Annotated in this window: 15 protein-coding genes; 5 read left to right on the forward strand and 10 right to left on the reverse strand. The window is 68.1% G+C overall.

Annotated features, from left to right (window positions below):
• The first annotated feature begins 349 nt into the window (after positions 1-349).
• The 3 genes from ACIBX3_RS29410 to ACIBX3_RS29420 all read left to right on the forward strand — a co-directional run bounded on the left by ACIBX3_RS29410 (position 350) and on the right by ACIBX3_RS29420 (position 3,853).
• Complete coding sequence (locus ACIBX3_RS29410) at positions 350-877, forward strand: GNAT family N-acetyltransferase (RefSeq protein WP_397122498.1); 528 nt, start codon at positions 350-352, stop codon at positions 875-877.
• 188 nt (positions 878-1,065) lie between these two features.
• The gene (gene vanY-N, locus ACIBX3_RS29415) at positions 1,066-1,638 is read left to right on the forward strand and encodes a D,D-peptidase/D,D-carboxypeptidase VanY-N (protein ID WP_397122500.1); all 573 of its coding nucleotides are present in this window, start codon (positions 1,066-1,068) and stop codon (positions 1,636-1,638) included.
• A gap of 214 nt (positions 1,639-1,852) precedes the next feature.
• Positions 1,853-3,853, forward strand: coding sequence for an ATP-binding protein (locus ACIBX3_RS29420; protein ID WP_397122502.1), 2,001 nt, complete (start codon positions 1,853-1,855; stop codon positions 3,851-3,853).
• A gap of 99 nt (positions 3,854-3,952) precedes the next feature.
• Here ACIBX3_RS29420 and ACIBX3_RS29425 read toward each other — a convergent pair whose 3' ends face one another.
• The 4 genes from ACIBX3_RS29425 to ACIBX3_RS29440 all read right to left on the reverse strand — a co-directional run bounded on the left by ACIBX3_RS29425 (position 3,953) and on the right by ACIBX3_RS29440 (position 8,234).
• Positions 3,953-4,645, reverse strand: a complete 693-nt coding sequence (locus ACIBX3_RS29425; protein WP_397122504.1) for an aspartate/glutamate racemase family protein — start codon at positions 4,643-4,645, stop codon at positions 3,953-3,955.
• Positions 4,646-4,755: 110 nt separating this feature from the next.
• On the reverse strand, positions 4,756-6,135 hold the full coding sequence (gene murF, locus ACIBX3_RS29430) for a UDP-N-acetylmuramoyl-tripeptide--D-alanyl-D-alanine ligase (protein ID WP_397122506.1): 1,380 nt from the start codon (positions 6,133-6,135) through the stop codon (positions 4,756-4,758).
• The gene (locus ACIBX3_RS29435; protein WP_397122508.1) at positions 6,132-7,088 is read right to left on the reverse strand and encodes a D-alanine--D-alanine ligase family protein; all 957 of its coding nucleotides are present in this window, start codon (positions 7,086-7,088) and stop codon (positions 6,132-6,134) included. Before ACIBX3_RS29435 ends, murF begins: the two co-directional genes overlap by 4 nt.
• 609 nt (positions 7,089-7,697) lie before the next feature.
• The gene (locus tag ACIBX3_RS29440) at positions 7,698-8,234 is read right to left on the reverse strand and encodes a GNAT family N-acetyltransferase (protein ID WP_397122510.1); all 537 of its coding nucleotides are present in this window, start codon (positions 8,232-8,234) and stop codon (positions 7,698-7,700) included.
• 140 nt (positions 8,235-8,374) lie between these two features.
• On the opposite strand from ACIBX3_RS29440, the gene ACIBX3_RS29445 reads away from it, so the two are divergent.
• Positions 8,375-9,436, forward strand: a complete 1,062-nt coding sequence (locus ACIBX3_RS29445) for an NBR1-Ig-like domain-containing protein (RefSeq protein WP_397122512.1) — start codon at positions 8,375-8,377, stop codon at positions 9,434-9,436.
• Positions 9,437-9,474: 38 nt separating this feature from the next.
• Here ACIBX3_RS29445 and ACIBX3_RS29450 read toward each other — a convergent pair whose 3' ends face one another.
• The 5 genes from ACIBX3_RS29450 to ACIBX3_RS29470 all read right to left on the reverse strand — a co-directional run bounded on the left by ACIBX3_RS29450 (position 9,475) and on the right by ACIBX3_RS29470 (position 14,635).
• A complete protein-coding gene (locus ACIBX3_RS29450; protein ID WP_397122514.1) occupies positions 9,475-10,422 on the reverse strand; it encodes a SpoIID/LytB domain-containing protein in 948 nt (315 codons plus the stop codon).
• 33 nt (positions 10,423-10,455) lie between these two features.
• Positions 10,456-11,346 (reverse strand): peptidase inhibitor family I36 protein, encoded by an 891-nt coding sequence (locus tag ACIBX3_RS29455; protein WP_397122516.1) that lies wholly within the window; start codon positions 11,344-11,346, stop codon positions 10,456-10,458.
• A 65-nt stretch (positions 11,347-11,411) separates the two neighbouring features.
• The gene (locus ACIBX3_RS29460) at positions 11,412-12,308 is read right to left on the reverse strand and encodes a peptidoglycan-binding protein (protein ID WP_397122518.1); all 897 of its coding nucleotides are present in this window, start codon (positions 12,306-12,308) and stop codon (positions 11,412-11,414) included.
• Between the two features lie 558 nt (positions 12,309-12,866).
• The gene (locus tag ACIBX3_RS29465; RefSeq protein ID WP_397122520.1) at positions 12,867-13,511 is read right to left on the reverse strand and encodes a response regulator; all 645 of its coding nucleotides are present in this window, start codon (positions 13,509-13,511) and stop codon (positions 12,867-12,869) included.
• Positions 13,508-14,635 carry a sensor histidine kinase gene (locus ACIBX3_RS29470; protein ID WP_397122522.1) on the reverse strand — a complete coding sequence of 376 codons (1,128 nt, stop codon included), beginning with the start codon at positions 14,633-14,635 and terminating at the stop codon, positions 13,508-13,510. Before ACIBX3_RS29470 ends, ACIBX3_RS29465 begins: the two co-directional genes overlap by 4 nt.
• 112 nt (positions 14,636-14,747) lie before the next feature.
• On the opposite strand from ACIBX3_RS29470, the gene lgt reads away from it, so the two are divergent.
• Positions 14,748-15,566 (forward strand): prolipoprotein diacylglyceryl transferase, encoded by an 819-nt coding sequence (lgt, locus tag ACIBX3_RS29475; protein WP_397122524.1) that lies wholly within the window; start codon positions 14,748-14,750, stop codon positions 15,564-15,566.
• Positions 15,567-15,730: 164 nt separating this feature from the next.
• Here lgt and ACIBX3_RS29480 read toward each other — a convergent pair whose 3' ends face one another.
• A complete protein-coding gene (locus tag ACIBX3_RS29480) occupies positions 15,731-17,080 on the reverse strand; it encodes a S1 family peptidase (protein WP_397122526.1) in 1,350 nt (449 codons plus the stop codon).
• Positions 17,081-17,083 lie beyond the last annotated feature (3 nt).

Here is a 17,083-nt window from a genome sequence, read left to right on the forward strand (position 1 = left end):
GCTCATCCTGCTCGCTGTCGCCATCGTGATCGTCGGTCTCGTCGTGGCCGCTCGTCAGTTGGACTTCGGAGACCTGATCCAGCAACTCCACGGGGGATGATCCGACGTCACGTCTGCGGAGGCTCGACGGAAAGGAGCAGGGCGACGACCCCTTGAAGATCGTTGTCCGGATCCGAGCTGAGGGAGGTCGCGTCGTGAACAGGTGGTGCGCAGTGGCCACGAGGGCGAGCGCGAGTGCCAGGTTGTCTGCCCCTGCACGCGCAGTGCTTCACATAATCGTTTTGCGCCCGCTGTCCGGTCGCGGCTAGCGTGCGCAAGCACGCGGAGAGACGACCCTGAAGGTAGGCAATTGACGCACCGAATCAGACTGGCCACGCAGCAAGACGCCCCGGACCTGGCCAAGGTGCAGACGGCATCGTGGCGGGCGGCCTTTCGCGGGCTTTTGTCGGACGAATTTCTGGATGCCCTCGACCATGAGGCGCTGACGAGGACATGGGAAGGATCGCTGACCCGCTTCGAAGGGCCACTGGCCGGCACCCTGATCTCCGAGCAGGCGTACCGCGTTGTCGGATACTCGCTTTACTACCCCTCGGACGACGAGGACGACGACTCCGTGCGGGTAGGAATGATCGGCTCGCTGTACACGCTCCCCGACGTCTGGGGCACCGGCGTGGGCAAAGCATTGATCACCGCCAGCCTCGACGCCATGACGTCGGCCGGATATGCCGAGGCAACCCTCTGGGTCCTGGAAGGCAACACCCGAGCACGCTCCTTCTACGGCCGAAACGGCTGGCACCACGATGGCGCGGTCGTCGTTGATCGCAGTGACGTTCCTCCATTCAGGAAGTTGCGCTACCGAAAGGACCTCAGCGGCTGACCAGCGGGTGCACACGACACCTGTAGGTGCGGCGTGGCGAACTGCTCGGCCTCCGTTGGGACGACACAACAACCCGTCGGATTCCCGGGATCCTTGTCGCCGGCCGCGGTCGCCACGGCGGCCGCCGTCGATGAACGGTGACATGCGGCGGACAACGCGCGCATATTCGGCGTCAATCGTGGTTCGTCATGGACGAACCACGCACCATCCCACCTCGGCCCCGTGACCGGCTGTACGCCGCGGTCACGCTGGTGCTCGCCGTGCTCCTGCTGCCCGCGGCGTTCGCCCGCCGTCCCGGCCGCGCCCGCGAACTGGCCTGCCGCTGGGCGTTGCGGATGCGATTCCCCGCCGAGGACCTCACCGGGCTCACCGACGGCGCCAAGGCGGCGTTCACCGCGGCGCGCACCGAGGCGCTCTGGCGTCACGGCCGGCTCGTCGGCCTCACCTCGGGATACCGCGATCCCCTTGTCCAGCAACGGATGTTCGACGAGGAGGTGCGCCGCGCCGGCTCCCCGGCCTCGGCACGCATGCTCGTGTTACCACCGGCGGAATCCAGCCACGTCAAGGGCATCGCGCTGGACGTGCGCCCCCACGAAGGCGCGCGCTGGCTCGAGGAACACGGCGCCCGCTATGACCTCTACCGCATGTACGACAACGAGTGGTGGCACTTCGAGCACCGCCCAGACAGCGGCGGCACGCCACCACGACGACTGCCCCACCCCGGCATGGGCTACGTAAGCGAGAACGGGGGCCAACTGTAGCCCAGGTCCGGGTCCACCCATGCGGGCGATTTGGGGACGTTGACGGGTTTGCACCCGGTAACCGAACCGGTAATCCGGCCAGCGCGCTCAAGGGTTCGGCCCGGCCGTTCAACAGCGGTATCGACCGGGTGTTCGGAGAGGGGGCAGGGGTATGTCATCGGGGAGTGACAACAAGTCCGGATTGCTGGGATGGCGGCTGCAAGCAGCGCGTGAGATGGCGTTTGCGGGGCGGGAGGAAGAGCTCGCGGTTTTCAACGCGGCGTTGTACGGCGGGGGCTGCAGCGTTCTGTATGTGCACGGTCCCGGCGGCATCGGGAAGTCAGCTTTGTTGCGGCGGTTCGCTCACGAGGCCGCGCGGGCGGGGCGGCCGGTGTCCATGGTGGACGGGCGCATGTCGGAGCCGTCCCCGGCGGCGTTCGAGGCCGAGGCTGAGCTGGTGCTTCGTGACGGGGACGCGGTGGTGCTGGTCGACAACTTCGAACGCATTCAGGGCTTGGAGGGATGGCTGCGCGAGCGGTTCCTGCCGCGGGTGCCCATGGGGGCGCTGGTGGTGATCGCGGGGCGAACCCCGCCGGATATGCGGTGGCAGGCGGATCCGGGATGGGCGGGGGCGCTGGAGGTGCTGCCGCTGCGCGACCTGCGGGCTGGAGATGCGCACGCCATGATGGACTCCTGCGGGGTGCCGGCCGAGTTGCGCGAGCCGCTGCTGGCCTTCGCCGGTGGTCATCCGCTGGCGCTGCTGCTGGGGGCCGCCGTGGCGGTGAAGGACGGTGGGGCCGGCAGGCGGTGGATGCCGAATCAGGACGTGGTGGCCACGTTGCTGGATCAGCTGGTGGGCGAGCTGCCTTCGGCGGCGCATCGGCATGCTCTGGAGGTCTGCGCGCATGCGTACATGACGACGGAGGACCTGCTGCGGGCGGCCTCGCCGGAGGACGCCGGGACGTTGTTCCGGTGGTTGCGGCGGTTGCCGTTCGTGGAGTCGAGCAGTCTCGGGCTGTTTCCGCATGACGTGGTGCGGGAGCTGCTGGAGGCGGACCTGCGATGGCGGGATCCCGAGGGGTACGCGGTCATGCACGACCGCATTCATGCGCATCTGGCGGAGAGGGTGCGCACGGGGAGCGATGTGGACGTGCTCGGCGCGGTGGCGGCACTGCTCTACCTGCATCGCGACAACGGGGCGCCGGCCGATTTCCACGGTCGCCACGACGAGGGCGAGTTCCAGGAAGAGGTGTTGCGCAAGGAGGACGTCGGCACGTTGCTCCGGGTGGCGACGGCAGCGGAGGGTGCGGCGTCCGCGGGCTGCGCCGCCTTCTGGGCGGAACGTCAGCCGGAGGCGTTCCGGCTGTATCGACGGACCGAAACCGGCGAGCCCGTGGCTTTCTCCGCGTGGTTGCGGTTGGCGGAACTCGATGAGGAGGAGCTGGCCGCCGATCCCATCGTGGCCATGGCGTGGACGCATGCGCGTGCCACCACGCCGTTGCGCGCCGGTGAACATTTGGCGGTCGCCCGGCTATGGGCGCTGCCGCCGTATCGCGGAAACTCGCCGGTGATGGATTTGATCCAGTGGCGAGTGATCGGCAATTGTTTGCGGGCCGAGCGGATGGCCTGGTCATATATCGAGATACGGCATCCGAACCAAGCCTGGGTGGAGCATTTACGGCGGTACGGGATGCGAGACATCTCCGAGCAGCCACGGCTGGGGGATGACGCGTACACCCTGTTCGTTCATGACTGGCGCGCGGTGCCGGCGCAGGCGTGGCTGGAGCGGATGAACCAACGGCTCGTCGCGGGGCCTGCCGGCGGCCCGAGTGCCGCGACGGCGGAACTGGCGGTGCTGTCCCAGGCGGAGTTCGCCAAGGCGGTCCGCAAGGCGTTGCGCCAACTGTCACGGCTGGACGCGCTGGCCGCTTCCCCGCTGACGCACACCAGGCTGATCGCCGAGCGGGCCGGGCAGGACCCGGCCGCAGCACTGGGTGACCTGCTGCGCCAGGCTATCGACGATCTGCGCGAGGATCCGCGCTCGGTCAAGTTTCACCGGGCGCTGTCCGTCACGTTCCTCAGCGGCACGCCCACCCAGGAGCTGGCCGCGGAACAACTGAGCCTCCCTTTCACCACCTACCGCCGCCATCTGACGGCCGGCATCGAACGTGTCTGCGCCGACCTGTGGCACCGCGAGCTGTATGGCACCAACGCACCGGCGTACCGATCCACCTGAGCCGCCACATCGTGCCGGCGCGGCGGCGCCGCAGGGTGCGCGGGCCCTACTCGGAGGCGCGGGCCCCTACCGCCGTGAACGAACGCGACCGAAGGCGTGTCAGTCGGCAAGCGCGAAGCCGGCCGCCGCCTCCGCGTGCAGTCGAGCGCTCGGCAGCACCGGGATGGCGCTGTCCTTCTCACTGATCAGCAGCTCGATCTCCGTGCAGCCGAGGATGACGCCTTCAGCGCCGTCGTCTGCGAAATCATCGATGATCTGGGCGTACGCGTCCCTGGACGATTCCCGGAGCACCCCGCGCACCAGTTCGTCGAAGATCACGCGATGGACCAGTTCCCGCTGCTCGCGCCGCGGGACGACCACGTCGAAGCCGTGGGCCGCCAGCCGATCCCGGTAGAAGGCCTGCTCCATGGTGAAGCGAGTGCCCAGCAGACCGACCTTGCGCATGCCCCTGGCGCGGACCCCGGAGCCCACGGCGTCGGCGATGTGCAGCACGGGCACGCTCACGGCCCGCTCCACGTCGTCGCTCACCCGGCTGAAGGTGTTGCTGCAGATGAGCAGGAGGTCGGCGCCGAGATCCTCCAGTTTCCTGCCCGCGCCGGTCAGCAACGTACTCACCTCGTCCCAGCGGTCGGCGAAGATGAGGTCCTCGACGGTCGTGTAGTCGACCGACCAGATGAGGCTGTCGGCGGAATGGCTGCCGCCGAGTCGCTCGCGTACCCGCTGGTTGATGATCTGGTAGTAGATCACCGTCGATTCCCAGCTCAACCCGCCGATGAGACCGATAGTGCGCATGGAACTCCGTTTCGCCAGCTTGTGCGGGATAAGGTCATCTATGTCCGCTTCGCTCAGCTCAGCGGCGCTGCCGGCATCGGATGTACGGGCCTTCGGCGATGCGCCAACGGTCAGGCGCCGGCCAGCGCACGGGCGCAGGCACCGAGCCCGATCTCGCTGGAGGCCTTGACGAACACCACGTCTCCCGGTTCGAGAAGCGCGGTGGCCAGCTCGACGGCCCAGGCCACGTCCTGAACGGTGTGGACGGCCACGCCCTGGTCCGAGGACTCCGCTGCCTCCGCCATCGCGAGCGGATCCCCTGCTCCGACCGCGATCAGCACGTCGAAGCGGAGGTCGGCGACGAGCCGGCCCATCTCCGCGTGCCGGGCGCGGGAGGCGTCCGCCTGCTGTCCCATCGCGCCGAGCACGGCGACGGTACGACGGGTGCCGGCCAGGGCCTTCACCGCCCGCAGCCCGGCCCGCATGGATTCGGGGTTGGCGTTGTAGGCGTCGTCGACGATGGTGATGCCGTCAGGTCGTTCGACGATCTCCAGCCGGCCCGCGGAGCGCCGCCGTGCGGCGTTCAGCCCATCGGCGATCTCGGCGACGCCCAGGCCGAGTGCGGTGGCGACGGCGGCGGCGGCCAGGGCGTTGCTCACCTGGTGCTCGCCTATGAGGTCGAGCTCGACCGGGGCGCGGCCGGAGGGCGTCACCAGCTCGAACGCGGTTCGCGCGCGGTCGCCCATCCGCACGTCTTCGGCTCGCACCTGCGCCTCCGCCGACCTGCCGTACAGCAGGATCCGGGCCCTGGTGCGGCCGGTCATGCCCATGACGTACGGGTCGTCGGCGTTGAGCAGGGCGAACCCGTCCGCCGGAAGTGCCTCGACCAGCTCGCCTTTGGCCTCGGCCACGTCGGCCGGCCCGCCTCCCATACGCTCCACGTGCGCGGTGCCGACATTCAGCACCAGCCCGACCTGGGGCGGTGCGAGCCCGGTCAGGTACGTCAGGTCGCCCTTCCGCCCTGCACCCATCTCCAGCACCAGGTACCGGGTGGTGGCATCGGCACGCAGCACGGTGAGCGGCAGCCCGAGCTCGTTGTTGAACGACCTGTCGGTGGCGACCGTCGCGGCGTGCCGTTCGAGCACCTGGGCCAGCAGATCCTTGGTCGTGGTCTTGCCCACGGAGCCGGTCAGGCCGATCACGGCCGGGCTGATGTGTTCGAGCACATGCTTGGCCAGCAGGCCGATCGCGAGCTGGACGTCCTCGACCACGAGGGCGGGCACGCCGACGGGCCTCGAGGCCAGCACGGCGACGGCGCCGCCCGCGATGGCACCGGCCGCGTAGTCGTGACCGTCGACGTTGGCGCCGACCGTCGCGGCGAACAGGCCGCCAGGCACCACCTCGCGGGAGTCGACCGCCGAGGGCGCCGTCACCAGCGCCTGCGGGTCGCGCACGTCGTGCAGGCTTGCGCCGACGACCTGCGCGATCTCGTTCAGCGTCATGGGGATCATGAGCCGCTCCTGGCGAACGCGAGGTCGATGAGGCGGCGCAGCAGGTCCGGGTACGGGACACCGCTTGCGGCCCAGGCCCTGGCGTAGACGGAACGGGAGGTGAAACCGGGCATGGTGTTGATCTCCAGCACGTACAGGCGTCCCGTGTCCTCCTCATGGAGGAAGTCGACACGGGACAGGCCGTAGCCGCCGATCGCCCGGAAGGCGCGCAGGGCCAGCTCGCGCACGTCCTCGGCCACCCGTTCCGGCAGCACGGCAGGGATGATGGCGATCTCGGCCCGGCTGAGGTACTTGGCCTCATAGTCCAGCCAGTCGCCGGGCACGATGAGCTCGCCGGGCACCGAAGCATCCGGAGTGTCATAGCCGCCGAGCACGCCGCAGATGACCTCGCGCGCGGTCACGCCCTGCTCGACGACGACCACCCGGTCGTAGGCCAGCGCCAGCTCCACGCCCGCGCGCAGTTCCTCCATGGAGGTGACACGTGAGATGCCGATGGAGGAGCCCATGTTGGCCGGTTTGACGTACATCGGCCAATCGAGCGACTTCACCAGACCCCAGTAGTCGGTGGTGGTGCGCCATTGGTGCTCGGTGAACCACACATGTGGGGTGACCGGAATGTCCTCCGCCAGAAACGTGCGCCGCATCGCGACCTTGTTCATGGCCACGGCCGAGGCCAGGACGCCGCAGCCTACGTACGGGATGCCCAGCGTCTCCAGGTGACCCTGGACGACGCCGTCCTCGCCGAACGGCCCGTGCAGCACAGGGAAGACCACGTCCGCCAGATCGCGTCGCAACTCCACCGGCCACCTGCCCTGCCGGTCGATGATGACGGCGACGGGCTCGTACAGATCCCTCGGCAGAGCATCGAGCACAGCCTGCGCCGACTGCAGCGACACCTCATGCTCGGCGGACGGCCCACCCGCCAGCACAGCCACGCGTACGCGTTCAGTCACGATCGATCAGCCTTCCTCAGTGGCACGGCGACGCACCGCTAGCGGCACGGTGTTCGCCGTCGCAGGACCAGCCTGCCGAGTGTCGGCCCTTCGCCTGACCAGTTCCCAGGCCATTCGCTGTCCAGTTCCTGACCAAAGCGCACCCGCGGTGTGCCGCGAGTGACGGCTTCCCTATCCTGCGCGACGTCATCACCTGGCACCGACGAGCGTGGGCTCAGCGGTTACCCACCCGAGTCCGACGAGGAGCAGAAGGAACCCGATTCTGACCGACTTCCGCTCCTTTGACGGGATGAACTGGACTGGACCTGGAGAGGATTTGTTCCCGCTGCCGGCCGTCGTACCGCACGGGAAGTGATCCATCGCAACTCACATGCTTTACGTACATGAAGAGTCTGGGATACGTGACAAATCAAGCACTATCCAGGATTTACGGTCAGGCGAGTTCCAGTACAGGAGCGGTCCCCCGGGTTGGCCGCACGCTCGCCGTGTACGACGCGACGACTTCTCGACGTTCCGTCCCGTCCTTTCGCACCACTACGAGTTTGGTCAGCTCATAGAGACGAGCCGGCGGCATGCCGACACACCACTCGCGCCCGCACTGCGTTCCGTTCAATTCCCGCACAGCCGGGCCAGTGCCGCATAGAGCAGACGGTCTCGCCATTGCCCTCGGACATACAGGTGTTCGCGTAGATGGCCTTCGCGTCGCATGCCGATCTTGGTGAGGACTCGGGCCGAGGCGGCGTTGTCGGGATCGCAGGTGGCCGAAATCTTGTGCAGGCCGAGCTCGTGGTGGCCCCAGCGAAGGAGGGCGCGGGCGGCTTCACTCGCGTATCCCCTTCCCCACCAGTGGTGGTGTACGACGTAGCCCATCTCTCCGCGCTGGTGGGAGGCGCTGGTGGTCCGTAGTTCTATCGATCCGATGAGCATGTCATGCTCGCGCTCGACGACGGCGAGCGTAATCCGGCATCGGTGAAGGTCGCGGGCATCCCGTGCCACCTCAGTGAGGAAGGTGGTGGTGTCATGCAAGCTGTTGGGCCCCCAGTCGGTGTAGCGGGTCACCTCTGGGTCGCCGGCGAACGCGTGAACGGCTGCGTGGTCACTCGTGCGGAATTCACGCAGCAGCAGCCGAGGTGTGGTCAATTCCATGATCTGAAGTATGGGCGCACGCAGGATGAGACCCGCGGCTCGAGTGGCGGGCGCGCGCGAGAACGGCCGCCACTCGCCTCGCTTCGCGCCTATACCGGTTCGGGTTGAGTGAAGTCCGTGGGTGCTGTTAGCTTCGCACGGTGGACGACAGGCGCGCACGGACGGAGGCGATCGAGGACTTCGCGGCGACCCTGCGGGAACTGCGCAACTCGGTCGGCACCCCGCCTTTCCGCGAGATGTCAGGCCGGTCGGGGGCGATTTCCCACACGACGTTGCACGAAGCCACGAAGGGTAACCGGCTCCCGAGTTGGGAGACCACCGTCGAGTTCGTCAAGGTGTGCGGCGCGGACCCGGCCGCGTATCGCGAACGCTGGGAGAGAGCGAACCGGGCGGTCAGATCGGCGAGCGCCGGGGGGCCCTCAATCCGCGCGGACACCTCGGTGGACCGTCCGCCTGGTGGACTTGCAGTCTCCGCCACAGGCGACGCGGAACTTCGTACCGTGCACCTCGCCATCGGGTCACAAGCACCCCGGTCGGCTGGCCAGACCTCGGCATCCGCGCCTACGCCGCCGCCCGACGAGATCGCGGGCGACGTCCAGCCTCTGCTCTCTGCGCGGGGGAGCAGAGGGCGATTATGGCTGACCCGCCTGGCCGCGTTCGCAACAGCGGCCGTCACTATGGTGGCAGTGCTCCTCATCGTGGCCGCCGTCAATCGCGACTCCACGCCCGACGGCCCCAGCCTGAAACCGTCCGCCAGCCCATCGATTGCGCTGTCCCCAGCTGGTTGCCCGGTGCGTTCGACCAACCCGCCTCCGGCCCCGCCGTTACACAAGGGCGATGCGGCCGTGTTCATCGCGGACGTCACGCTCCCCGACTGCACGCGCGTCGGCGCCGACAAGACCATAACCAAGGTATGGCGGCTCAAGAACGCCGGAACCGTGCCGTGGAAGGGATATTCGCTGCGACGCCTCGGCCTCACGCAGCAAGCTGGTCAATGCCAGACCGTTACCGACGTGCCGATCAAGGACACGCAACCCGGCGAGACGGTCGACATCCGGACTGACATCACCACGCCGAGGAAGCCGGGCTTGTGCTACGTGCGGTTCAAGATGGTGGACGCTTCGGGAACGGTCGTGTTCCCCGGAAGCCGGCCGGTCAACTTCCAGATCATCGTCGACGGACTCGATTCCCCGCCTCGCTGACACGGCGGGGAATCAGAGTCGGACCGTCTCAGGGGGGTTCAGGAGCTGAGAACGATCCCCGTGTAGTAGTTCTGGAGGATCCTGGAGTAGCTCCAGCCCGCTCTGGCCTTGTCGCGAGAGCCGTACTGCGACATCCAGTCCCCGTTGACCCAATTGCCGCACGCCGTCGTCGTGGCGCAGTACTGGGCCCGGAAGATCTTCCCGTTGCGAGTCAGCCGGGTGCCCCACGTCGCGTCCACCGCGGCGCTCGTCACCGCCTTCGCGGAGCCGGGCTTGTACACCTGGCTCGACGTGTGGTCGTAGACGTCGAAGCACTGGCCGCTCGGAGTCTTGCGGTTCGAGTGCAGCGCCCAGTACCAGCCGAAGTTCTTGACGGCCATCGCCCCGGCCTTGAGGGACTCCGTAGGCCAGCTCGACACCCACTCGTTGGGCAGGACATTCTTGACGTAGGTCTTGAACTCCACCCGCTCCACGCGATCGAGGGACTTCCGGTACACGAGGATCGTCGTGGGCAGCTTGGTGTCCGTGCCGTCGGTCTTGCACCCGGTCGACGGTGCGGAACTCAGGAACTGGTGCGAGGCGTTCTGGTTCTTGAGGGCGGGTTTCAGGTTGCCTTTGGCGCCTGGGGCGAAGTCCTGGTAGGTGCCGGTGTGGCCGCTGTTGTAGTAGACGCGGACGGTCTTGCTGCTGCGGTTCCAGACGGAGGCGGCGGCGTTCTTGATGCACTTGCCCTTGCCGGCGCCGGGTCCCTTGTAGTCGTAGCAGGAGGGCTGCGTGGTGTCGTAGTCGTCGATCGATCCGGTGAAGTCGGAGACCGATCCTTGGTTGTTGCTGTTGAAGTAGTAGCAGAACTCGCCGGTCTGGCAGATGCCGTCGCGGTTCGCGGCTGAAGCGGGTGTTGCGGCGGCCAGTACGGTCCCGCCGAGCGTCATCGCGGCGGTCGCCGCGGCGAGCCGCGAGATCAGCCGTAAAGTTCGTGGAGGCACGGTTGTCTTCCTCTTGTTGGAGGCCGCGGTGCTTTATCGGACGCTGTAGCCCTGGGAGTTCCAGAACGAGGTGGGGTTCGGGTTCTCCAGGTGCGGGTCCCCGACGCTCTTGGCCGCACGCGTGTGCCGTCCGGGGCGCATCTCGACGTGGGTGTGTGCGGATGACTTGCTCGACACCCCATGCCATGACTCTTTGGCGATGACCTGGCCTCGGCTGACCTGCTGGCCCACGCGCAAGGAGGACAGCGGAGCGGAGTGCAGGTAGATCACCGTCTTGTTCAACGCGGCGTTGTAGACGGCGATCGTGGAAAGTCCCCCGCTGCCGGTGCGGCCGCGCGCAAGGTTGATGACCTGGCCTGCCACCAGGGCGTGAACATTCGCGCCCACGCCTCGGGCGATGTCGATGCCTTCGTGCCGGCCGGGGGTGGATTTGTAACCGTCGAAGCCGCAGGTGATCGTGCCGCTGGCCGTGTAGAGCGAGAACGACATTTTGCCGCGCGATGATGATGACGGGCTGAACTGGTGCGAGGCGTTCTGGTTCTTGAGGGCGGGTTTCAGGTTGCCTTTGGCGCCTGGGGCGAAGTCCTGGTAGGTGCCGGTGTGGCCGCTGTTGTAGTAGACGCGGACGGTCTTGCTGCTGCGGTTCCAGACGGAGGCGGCGGCGTTCTTGATGCACTTGCCCTTGCCGGCGCCGGGTCCCTTGTAGTCGTAGCAGGAGGGCTGCGTGGTGTCGTAGTCGTCGATCGATCCGATGAAGTCGGAGACCGATCCTTGGTTGTTGCTGTTGAAGTAGTAGCAGAACTCGCCGCTCTGGCAGATGCCGTCGCGGTTCGCGGCTGAAGCGGGTGTTGCGGCGGCAAGTACGGTCCCGCCGAGCGTCATCGCGGCGGTCGCCGCGGTGAGGATCCTGGTGAGCGTTGTCATGCTGTTCTCCTTCTGTCTGCGGAGCCTGCGTTTCGGATGGTCAGCGGAGCCTGGGTTGGGTGGAGTCAGCGGCGCTGGTACTCCTCCCAGGTGCGGATGGTCACCCTCGGGCCGTCGTCCGGGCCACGGCCGGCGAGCCCATTCAGGCCGAGGTAGTAGTCACCGATCTGATGCTGGGCCTGGCGGGAGAGGCCGGTGTCGCTGATGGCAGTGGCGTGGATGTGCCACGGCCAGTCGTCTTGCTGGGGGTTGCGCACCCATGCCGCGAAGCCGACAAGGCGCAACGCGCGGACGACCGCTGTCCGGGTGGCGGAATTCATCCCCTCTACCGAGATGTCGACGACGCCGCCGCCGTCGTGGGTGCCAGCGGACGTGGGGTCGCCGTCGGGGTTGTACGAACCTTGATCCAGCTTGAGGTCGCGGCCGAGCAGTCGCTTCGCCTCGGCCAGCATGCTCCGCGTGCGGGTGTTGATGACGAAACCGCCGGTGGACACCCGGGTGCCCGGGTCGATGACGTTGGTGACCTTGAAACGGCCGGCACCGAGCCTGGTGAGCGACGTCTTGCCCGGCAGGCCGTTGGCGTCGAGACCAGTGAAACCGAGCGACTTCTGGTAATTCGCGTAGGCGGCGACCGTTGTGGTGCCGAAGTAGCCGTCCACCCACTTCCCGTCGAGGAAGCGCCGGTCGCGCAGCGCCCGCTCAATGAGGAGCACGCTGGCCTTGGCACCCGGGGTCAGCGTGTCGTCAGGCCGCCGCGGGTCGATCTGGGCCGCCTTGACAGTGGCTTCCATGTTCACGCTCGGAAGGGCCCCAACATCGGCCGCCTGTGCCGCCGACGCCCCGAACGCTCCAGTCAGCGAAGCGAACAGGACGGCTGGCATGAGGACAGCGGCACATGAGGGCAGCTTCATCGTTTCTCCTGGTTCAGGGGCCGGCGGCGATTCCTGCGCGGCGGAATCCAACGTTTCGGCTTGCTCACGTGTCCGCTAGAAGATCGGTGTTGTCAATTTGTCCGAACAGGCTCTTCCGTACGGGCGTACGCGCCATCTGACAGGTGATCCGATGGCGAGTGAGACGCACCGCCCGCGACCGAATGTCGGTCTCTGCGGCGGCCTTCCGGGCGCACACCACGGAGATCCGCATCTTCATCGCCGAGGCCGGACCGCCGGGCTGTCCAAGAAGTCGATGACCTCGGGTGTACGACACCACGATCATCAAGCTGTACGTCGCGTTCGAGAGCTTGATGATCGACTTCTCGCCGGTCTCCTCACCCGCGACCCCACGACGCTCACGATCAACATGGGATGTCGCGCTCCCGGCATATGTGCGAATACCTGTACCGCGTCAGGTCGCCCAGCCGAAGCCGGACTGGCTGATCGGGAGCTCCTGGCGGCGTTGGCCCGCTTCCTGCCGAGGGCGCTGTGTGCTCATCGGCTGTTCACCCCGGGCACATCGATGGCTTTGGCATCGCCGGTCAGCTCATGGCGACGCACAACTCAGCGAGCACGAAAGACCTGCCCTTAGCCGCCAAGGCGGATGATCCCCCGCGTGGCCGCCACGGTCACGGCGGCGGTGCGGTCGTCGACGTCGAGCTTGGCGAAGATGTGCAGCAGGTGGGTCTTGACCGTGGCCTCGCTGATGCACAGGTGGGCGGCAATGGCCTTGTTGCTCATCCCTTGGGCGACCGCACCCAGGACCTCGATCTCCCGGCCGCTGAGAGCGCCGGGCGCGTCGGCGCGCGCCCACGACAACACCCGGGTCGCGATCGCCGGCGACAGGGCGCTCTCCCCTCGGGCCGCCGCCCTGATGGCGTCGAACAGCTGCTCACGGTGGGTGTCCTTGAGCAGGTAGCCGATTGCTCCAGCGTCGATGGCACGGGAGATGTCGCTGTCGGTGTCATAGGTGGTCAGGACGATCACCCTGGCGCCGGGGTCGTTCTCGCGGATCCGGCTGATCGCTGTCGTGCCGTCGAGCTCGGGCATCTGCAGGTCCATCAGCGTGACATCCGGCCGCAGGTCACGCGCCAGCCGTACCGCATCCGAGCCTGAGACCGCCTCGCCGACCACCTCCAGATCGTCCTGGGTGCCGAGTATCGCCCGGATGCCGTCACGGACCACCGGGTGGTCGTCGGCGATCAAAACCCGGATCGCGACCCGCGCGGTCATCGAGCCACCGCCGGGAGGCTGGCCACGACCGTGGTGCCCTCCCCGGACGTGCTTTCCACGAGGAGCGTGCCACCGAGCTGCTCCATCCGCTCAAGCATGATCAGCAGGCCGTGGCCGGCGGCGGCCCGCTCGGGATCGAAGCCGTCGCCGTCGTCGTGGACATCCAGCACGATCAGGTCCTCCATGTACGACAGGGTCAGGGTGACCTGCTCGGCATGGGCGTGGCGGCGGGCGTTGGCGACCGCCTCCTGCGCCACCCGCAGCAGTTCCACCTGGATGTGCGCGTCCAGGGGCCGCAGCGCCCCGGTGATCACGGTGTGCGCGTCGATGCCGGTCTCGTCGGACAGCCGGCCCGACAGCCGCCGCAGCGCCTCCGGCAGGCCGCCGTCGTCGAGCTCGCCGGGCCGCAGCGCCCGCACCACGCGGCGGCTTTCCGCGAGGTTCTCCCTGGCCGCCCGCAACGCCTGGGTCAAGTGCCGGTCGTCCGGCAACCGCTCCTGCGCCGCCTCCAGCAGCATCACCACGCTGGCGAACCCCTGGGTCAGGCTGTCGTGGATGTCGCGAGCCAGCCGCTGCCGCTCGGCGGCCACGCCCGCCTGCCGTTCGGCCGCGGCCCGCGCCTCCTGGGCGGCCTGCAACTGGTCGATCAGCTCCTTGCGCTCGGCGCTCTGCCGGGCCACCGAATAGAAGTACCCGACCGAGGTGGCCGCGCTGATCGCGATCAGCGCGGTGATGGCGATCTCGGTCCAGGTGATCGTCCCGCCTTCGTGGTAGCTGTGCCACAACCAGCCCCCGGCGCACGACAGCACCGCGACCAGCCCGACGCGCACGGCGTCCATGCAGTACGGCACGAGCACGCTCAGACAGACCACCAGGAAGGACGAGTCGATCGCGAATAGCCCCAGCCAGAGCAACCCGCCGCCGACAACGTACGGCAGGGGCACCTCACCCGCGGGAGGCGTGCGCAGCACGAACCACACCGCATACCAGGCGGCCAGCCCGGCCACGAGCGCCACCGGCAGGACCTGGCCCACCTCCATCAGCGGCCCGGCCGAGGTCAGCACCAGCCACGAGGCGAAGAAGGCGTGCTGCCACCGGCGCCGAGACCGCTCCCAGGACTCCACAGCACCGACGATAGTCAGCCACCCGACGGTGCGGCATCAACCAGTCGACTGACCCGGGGATCGGTGTCCCGCTCGATGTGGGCGCAGCCGCACCGGAGCCAGACTCGACGGTGTGACAGCCATCCCCAGCCCGTCCCAGGCCGTCTGGCACCTCGGCCCGCTGCCCATCCGCGCCTACTCCCTGCTCATGGTGCTCGCCGTCGCCGTCGGCATCTGGGTCACCCAGCGCCGCTGGACCGCGCGAGGCGGCGAGCGTGGCGCGGTCGGGGACATCGCCACCTGGGCCGTGCCGTTCGGCCTGATCGGCGCGCGGATCTACCACCTGGCCACCGACTGGCAGCAGTACTTCGGCCCCGGCAAAAACCCCCTGCGCGCCTTCGCGATCTGGGAAGGCGGGATCAGCATCTGGGGCGCCGTCGCCGGCGGCGCGCTGGGCGCGTGGCTGGCCTGCCGCCGGCGCGGCATTCCGCTGCGCGACTTCGCCGACGCCGTCGCGCCCGGGATCGCCTTCGGGCAGGCGATCGCCCGCTGGGGCAATTGGTTCAACCAGGAGTTGTACGGCAGGCCGACCACCCTGCCCTGGGCGCTGGAGATCGACCCCGCCCACCGACCGCCGGGCATGGAATCCACGGCCACCTACCACCCGGCCTTCCTTTACGAGTCGCTGTGGAACCTAGGTGTGGCCGGGCTCGTCCTCTGGGCCGAGCGGCGCTTCCGGCTGGGCCGCGGCCGGGCGTTCGCCCTGTACGCCGCGGCCTACACCGCCGGCCGCGCCTGGATCGAGTGGCTGCGCATGGATCCCGCCCCTCTCATTCTCGGGCTGCGCTTCAACGTCTGGACGGCGCTGCTGGTCTTCGGGGCGGCGGTCGCCTACCTGACCGCCACCCGCCGGACGTCGCCCACTGACCCCCGGCCTGTGGGGCGAGGTTGAACAGGCTCTCGGCGCCCGCCGCCCAGGGTTGATGCCCTGGCCCTCGTCACGCACCTCGACCAGCGCCGCCTCGGCGTTCGGGCCGGGCAGGTCAGTGGGACGCCAGCTCAGACCGCCGTTCGATACGAAGGCGCCCCGCCGGTGGAGGGCGCCTTCGTCCATAGTCATCGCTGCCAGACGTCGTAGTTTCTGTTCTGGTACAGATACGCCGGCGTGAACGAGCACCGGTAGCTGTCACCGGACTTGCGGATCAGGCCTTGGTGGATGCCCACGGCGGTGCCGCCGGAGTACCACGGGCCGCCGCTGTCGCCGCTGGCGCAGTTGGTGGTGTTCGAGATGACCATGTGCTTCAGGCCGTTGACGGAGACGTTGCGGTAGCGCACGCTGGTGCAGACGCGTCCGCTGATCTTGCCGAACTTGCATACCGAGTCCCCGACCGCGGGCATGCCGGAGCGCGCGTCGGCGTAACGCTTCTTGCTGAAGTCGTAGTAGAAGGTGCGTGTGGGCGTCATGCCGCCGTGCTCGTAGTACCCGATGTCGCCCCACTTGCCCTGGTGGGACCAGATTTCCATGACGGTCGTCGATCCGCCGTCGGCGCTGTGATTGCTATACGTGCTGAACTCCGTGGACCCGCAGTGTCCGGCCGTGCCGATCCGTTTGGTGCTGGTGGTGGCGTATTTGAGGTTGAATCCCGCGGTGCACCCGGTCAGGTAGCCGCCGCCGCGGATGTAGTCGTCCTGCGAGACCGTTGCCGGCTTGGAAGACACCTCGACCTCGACCTTGATGCCCGAGCTCAGAGTCTGCACGGACGAGAGCCGGTCGCGGACGGCGTTCTGCTCGGCCGACGACATCTCCGCCTCGCGCAGTTGCGCCGAGACGTGGATCACGCCGGTCTGGATCTCGTAGTACGAGCTCGCCCCGGCCACCGCCGGGTCCGCCATCGCGGCGTCGTGCGCGATGTCCTTGGCCGCCGCCAGTTCGGCCTCGGAGAAGCCGCGCCCGCCGACCAGTTGCACCGCTGCGGGAAGCGTCTTGACGAGCGCGACCGCCTGCGCGGGGATCGCGTTCTTGAAGCCGAACCAGGCGCTGGAGCCGTCCTCGGACCGGACAGCGCCGGAGAATTCCTGCGGGAACACCGCCTCCAATTCGGCCGCGACCTTCCGGTAGGCCGACGTCCAGCCATGCCGATCGATCGTCTCGGCGAAGCTCGTCCCGGTGTCCTGGGCGAGGGCCGCGAGGTCATCCAGCTCGACCGCCGACAGGTCGTCGATCATGACGTCGGGGATGCTCGCTCTGCCGTCGGGCTGGTTCGCCCAGGCCGTGGGTGAGGTCGCGGCGATCTCGGCCACGTACGCGTCGACGGCCGCTTCGAGCGTACTGCGCTGATTGGAGGCAGCGCGTTTGATGCCGTCCAGGGTGGGGCGGTCGATCCGGGGCTGGGTTTCCACGGGCAGGATGATCGTGTCGTCGGCCGCCGCCGCGGGGGCGTAAGCTCCGGCCAGGGAGGTAGTCACCAG

This window comes from Nonomuraea sp. NPDC049480 (assembly GCF_044465905.1).
Taxonomy (GTDB): domain Bacteria; phylum Actinomycetota; class Actinomycetes; order Streptosporangiales; family Streptosporangiaceae; genus Nonomuraea.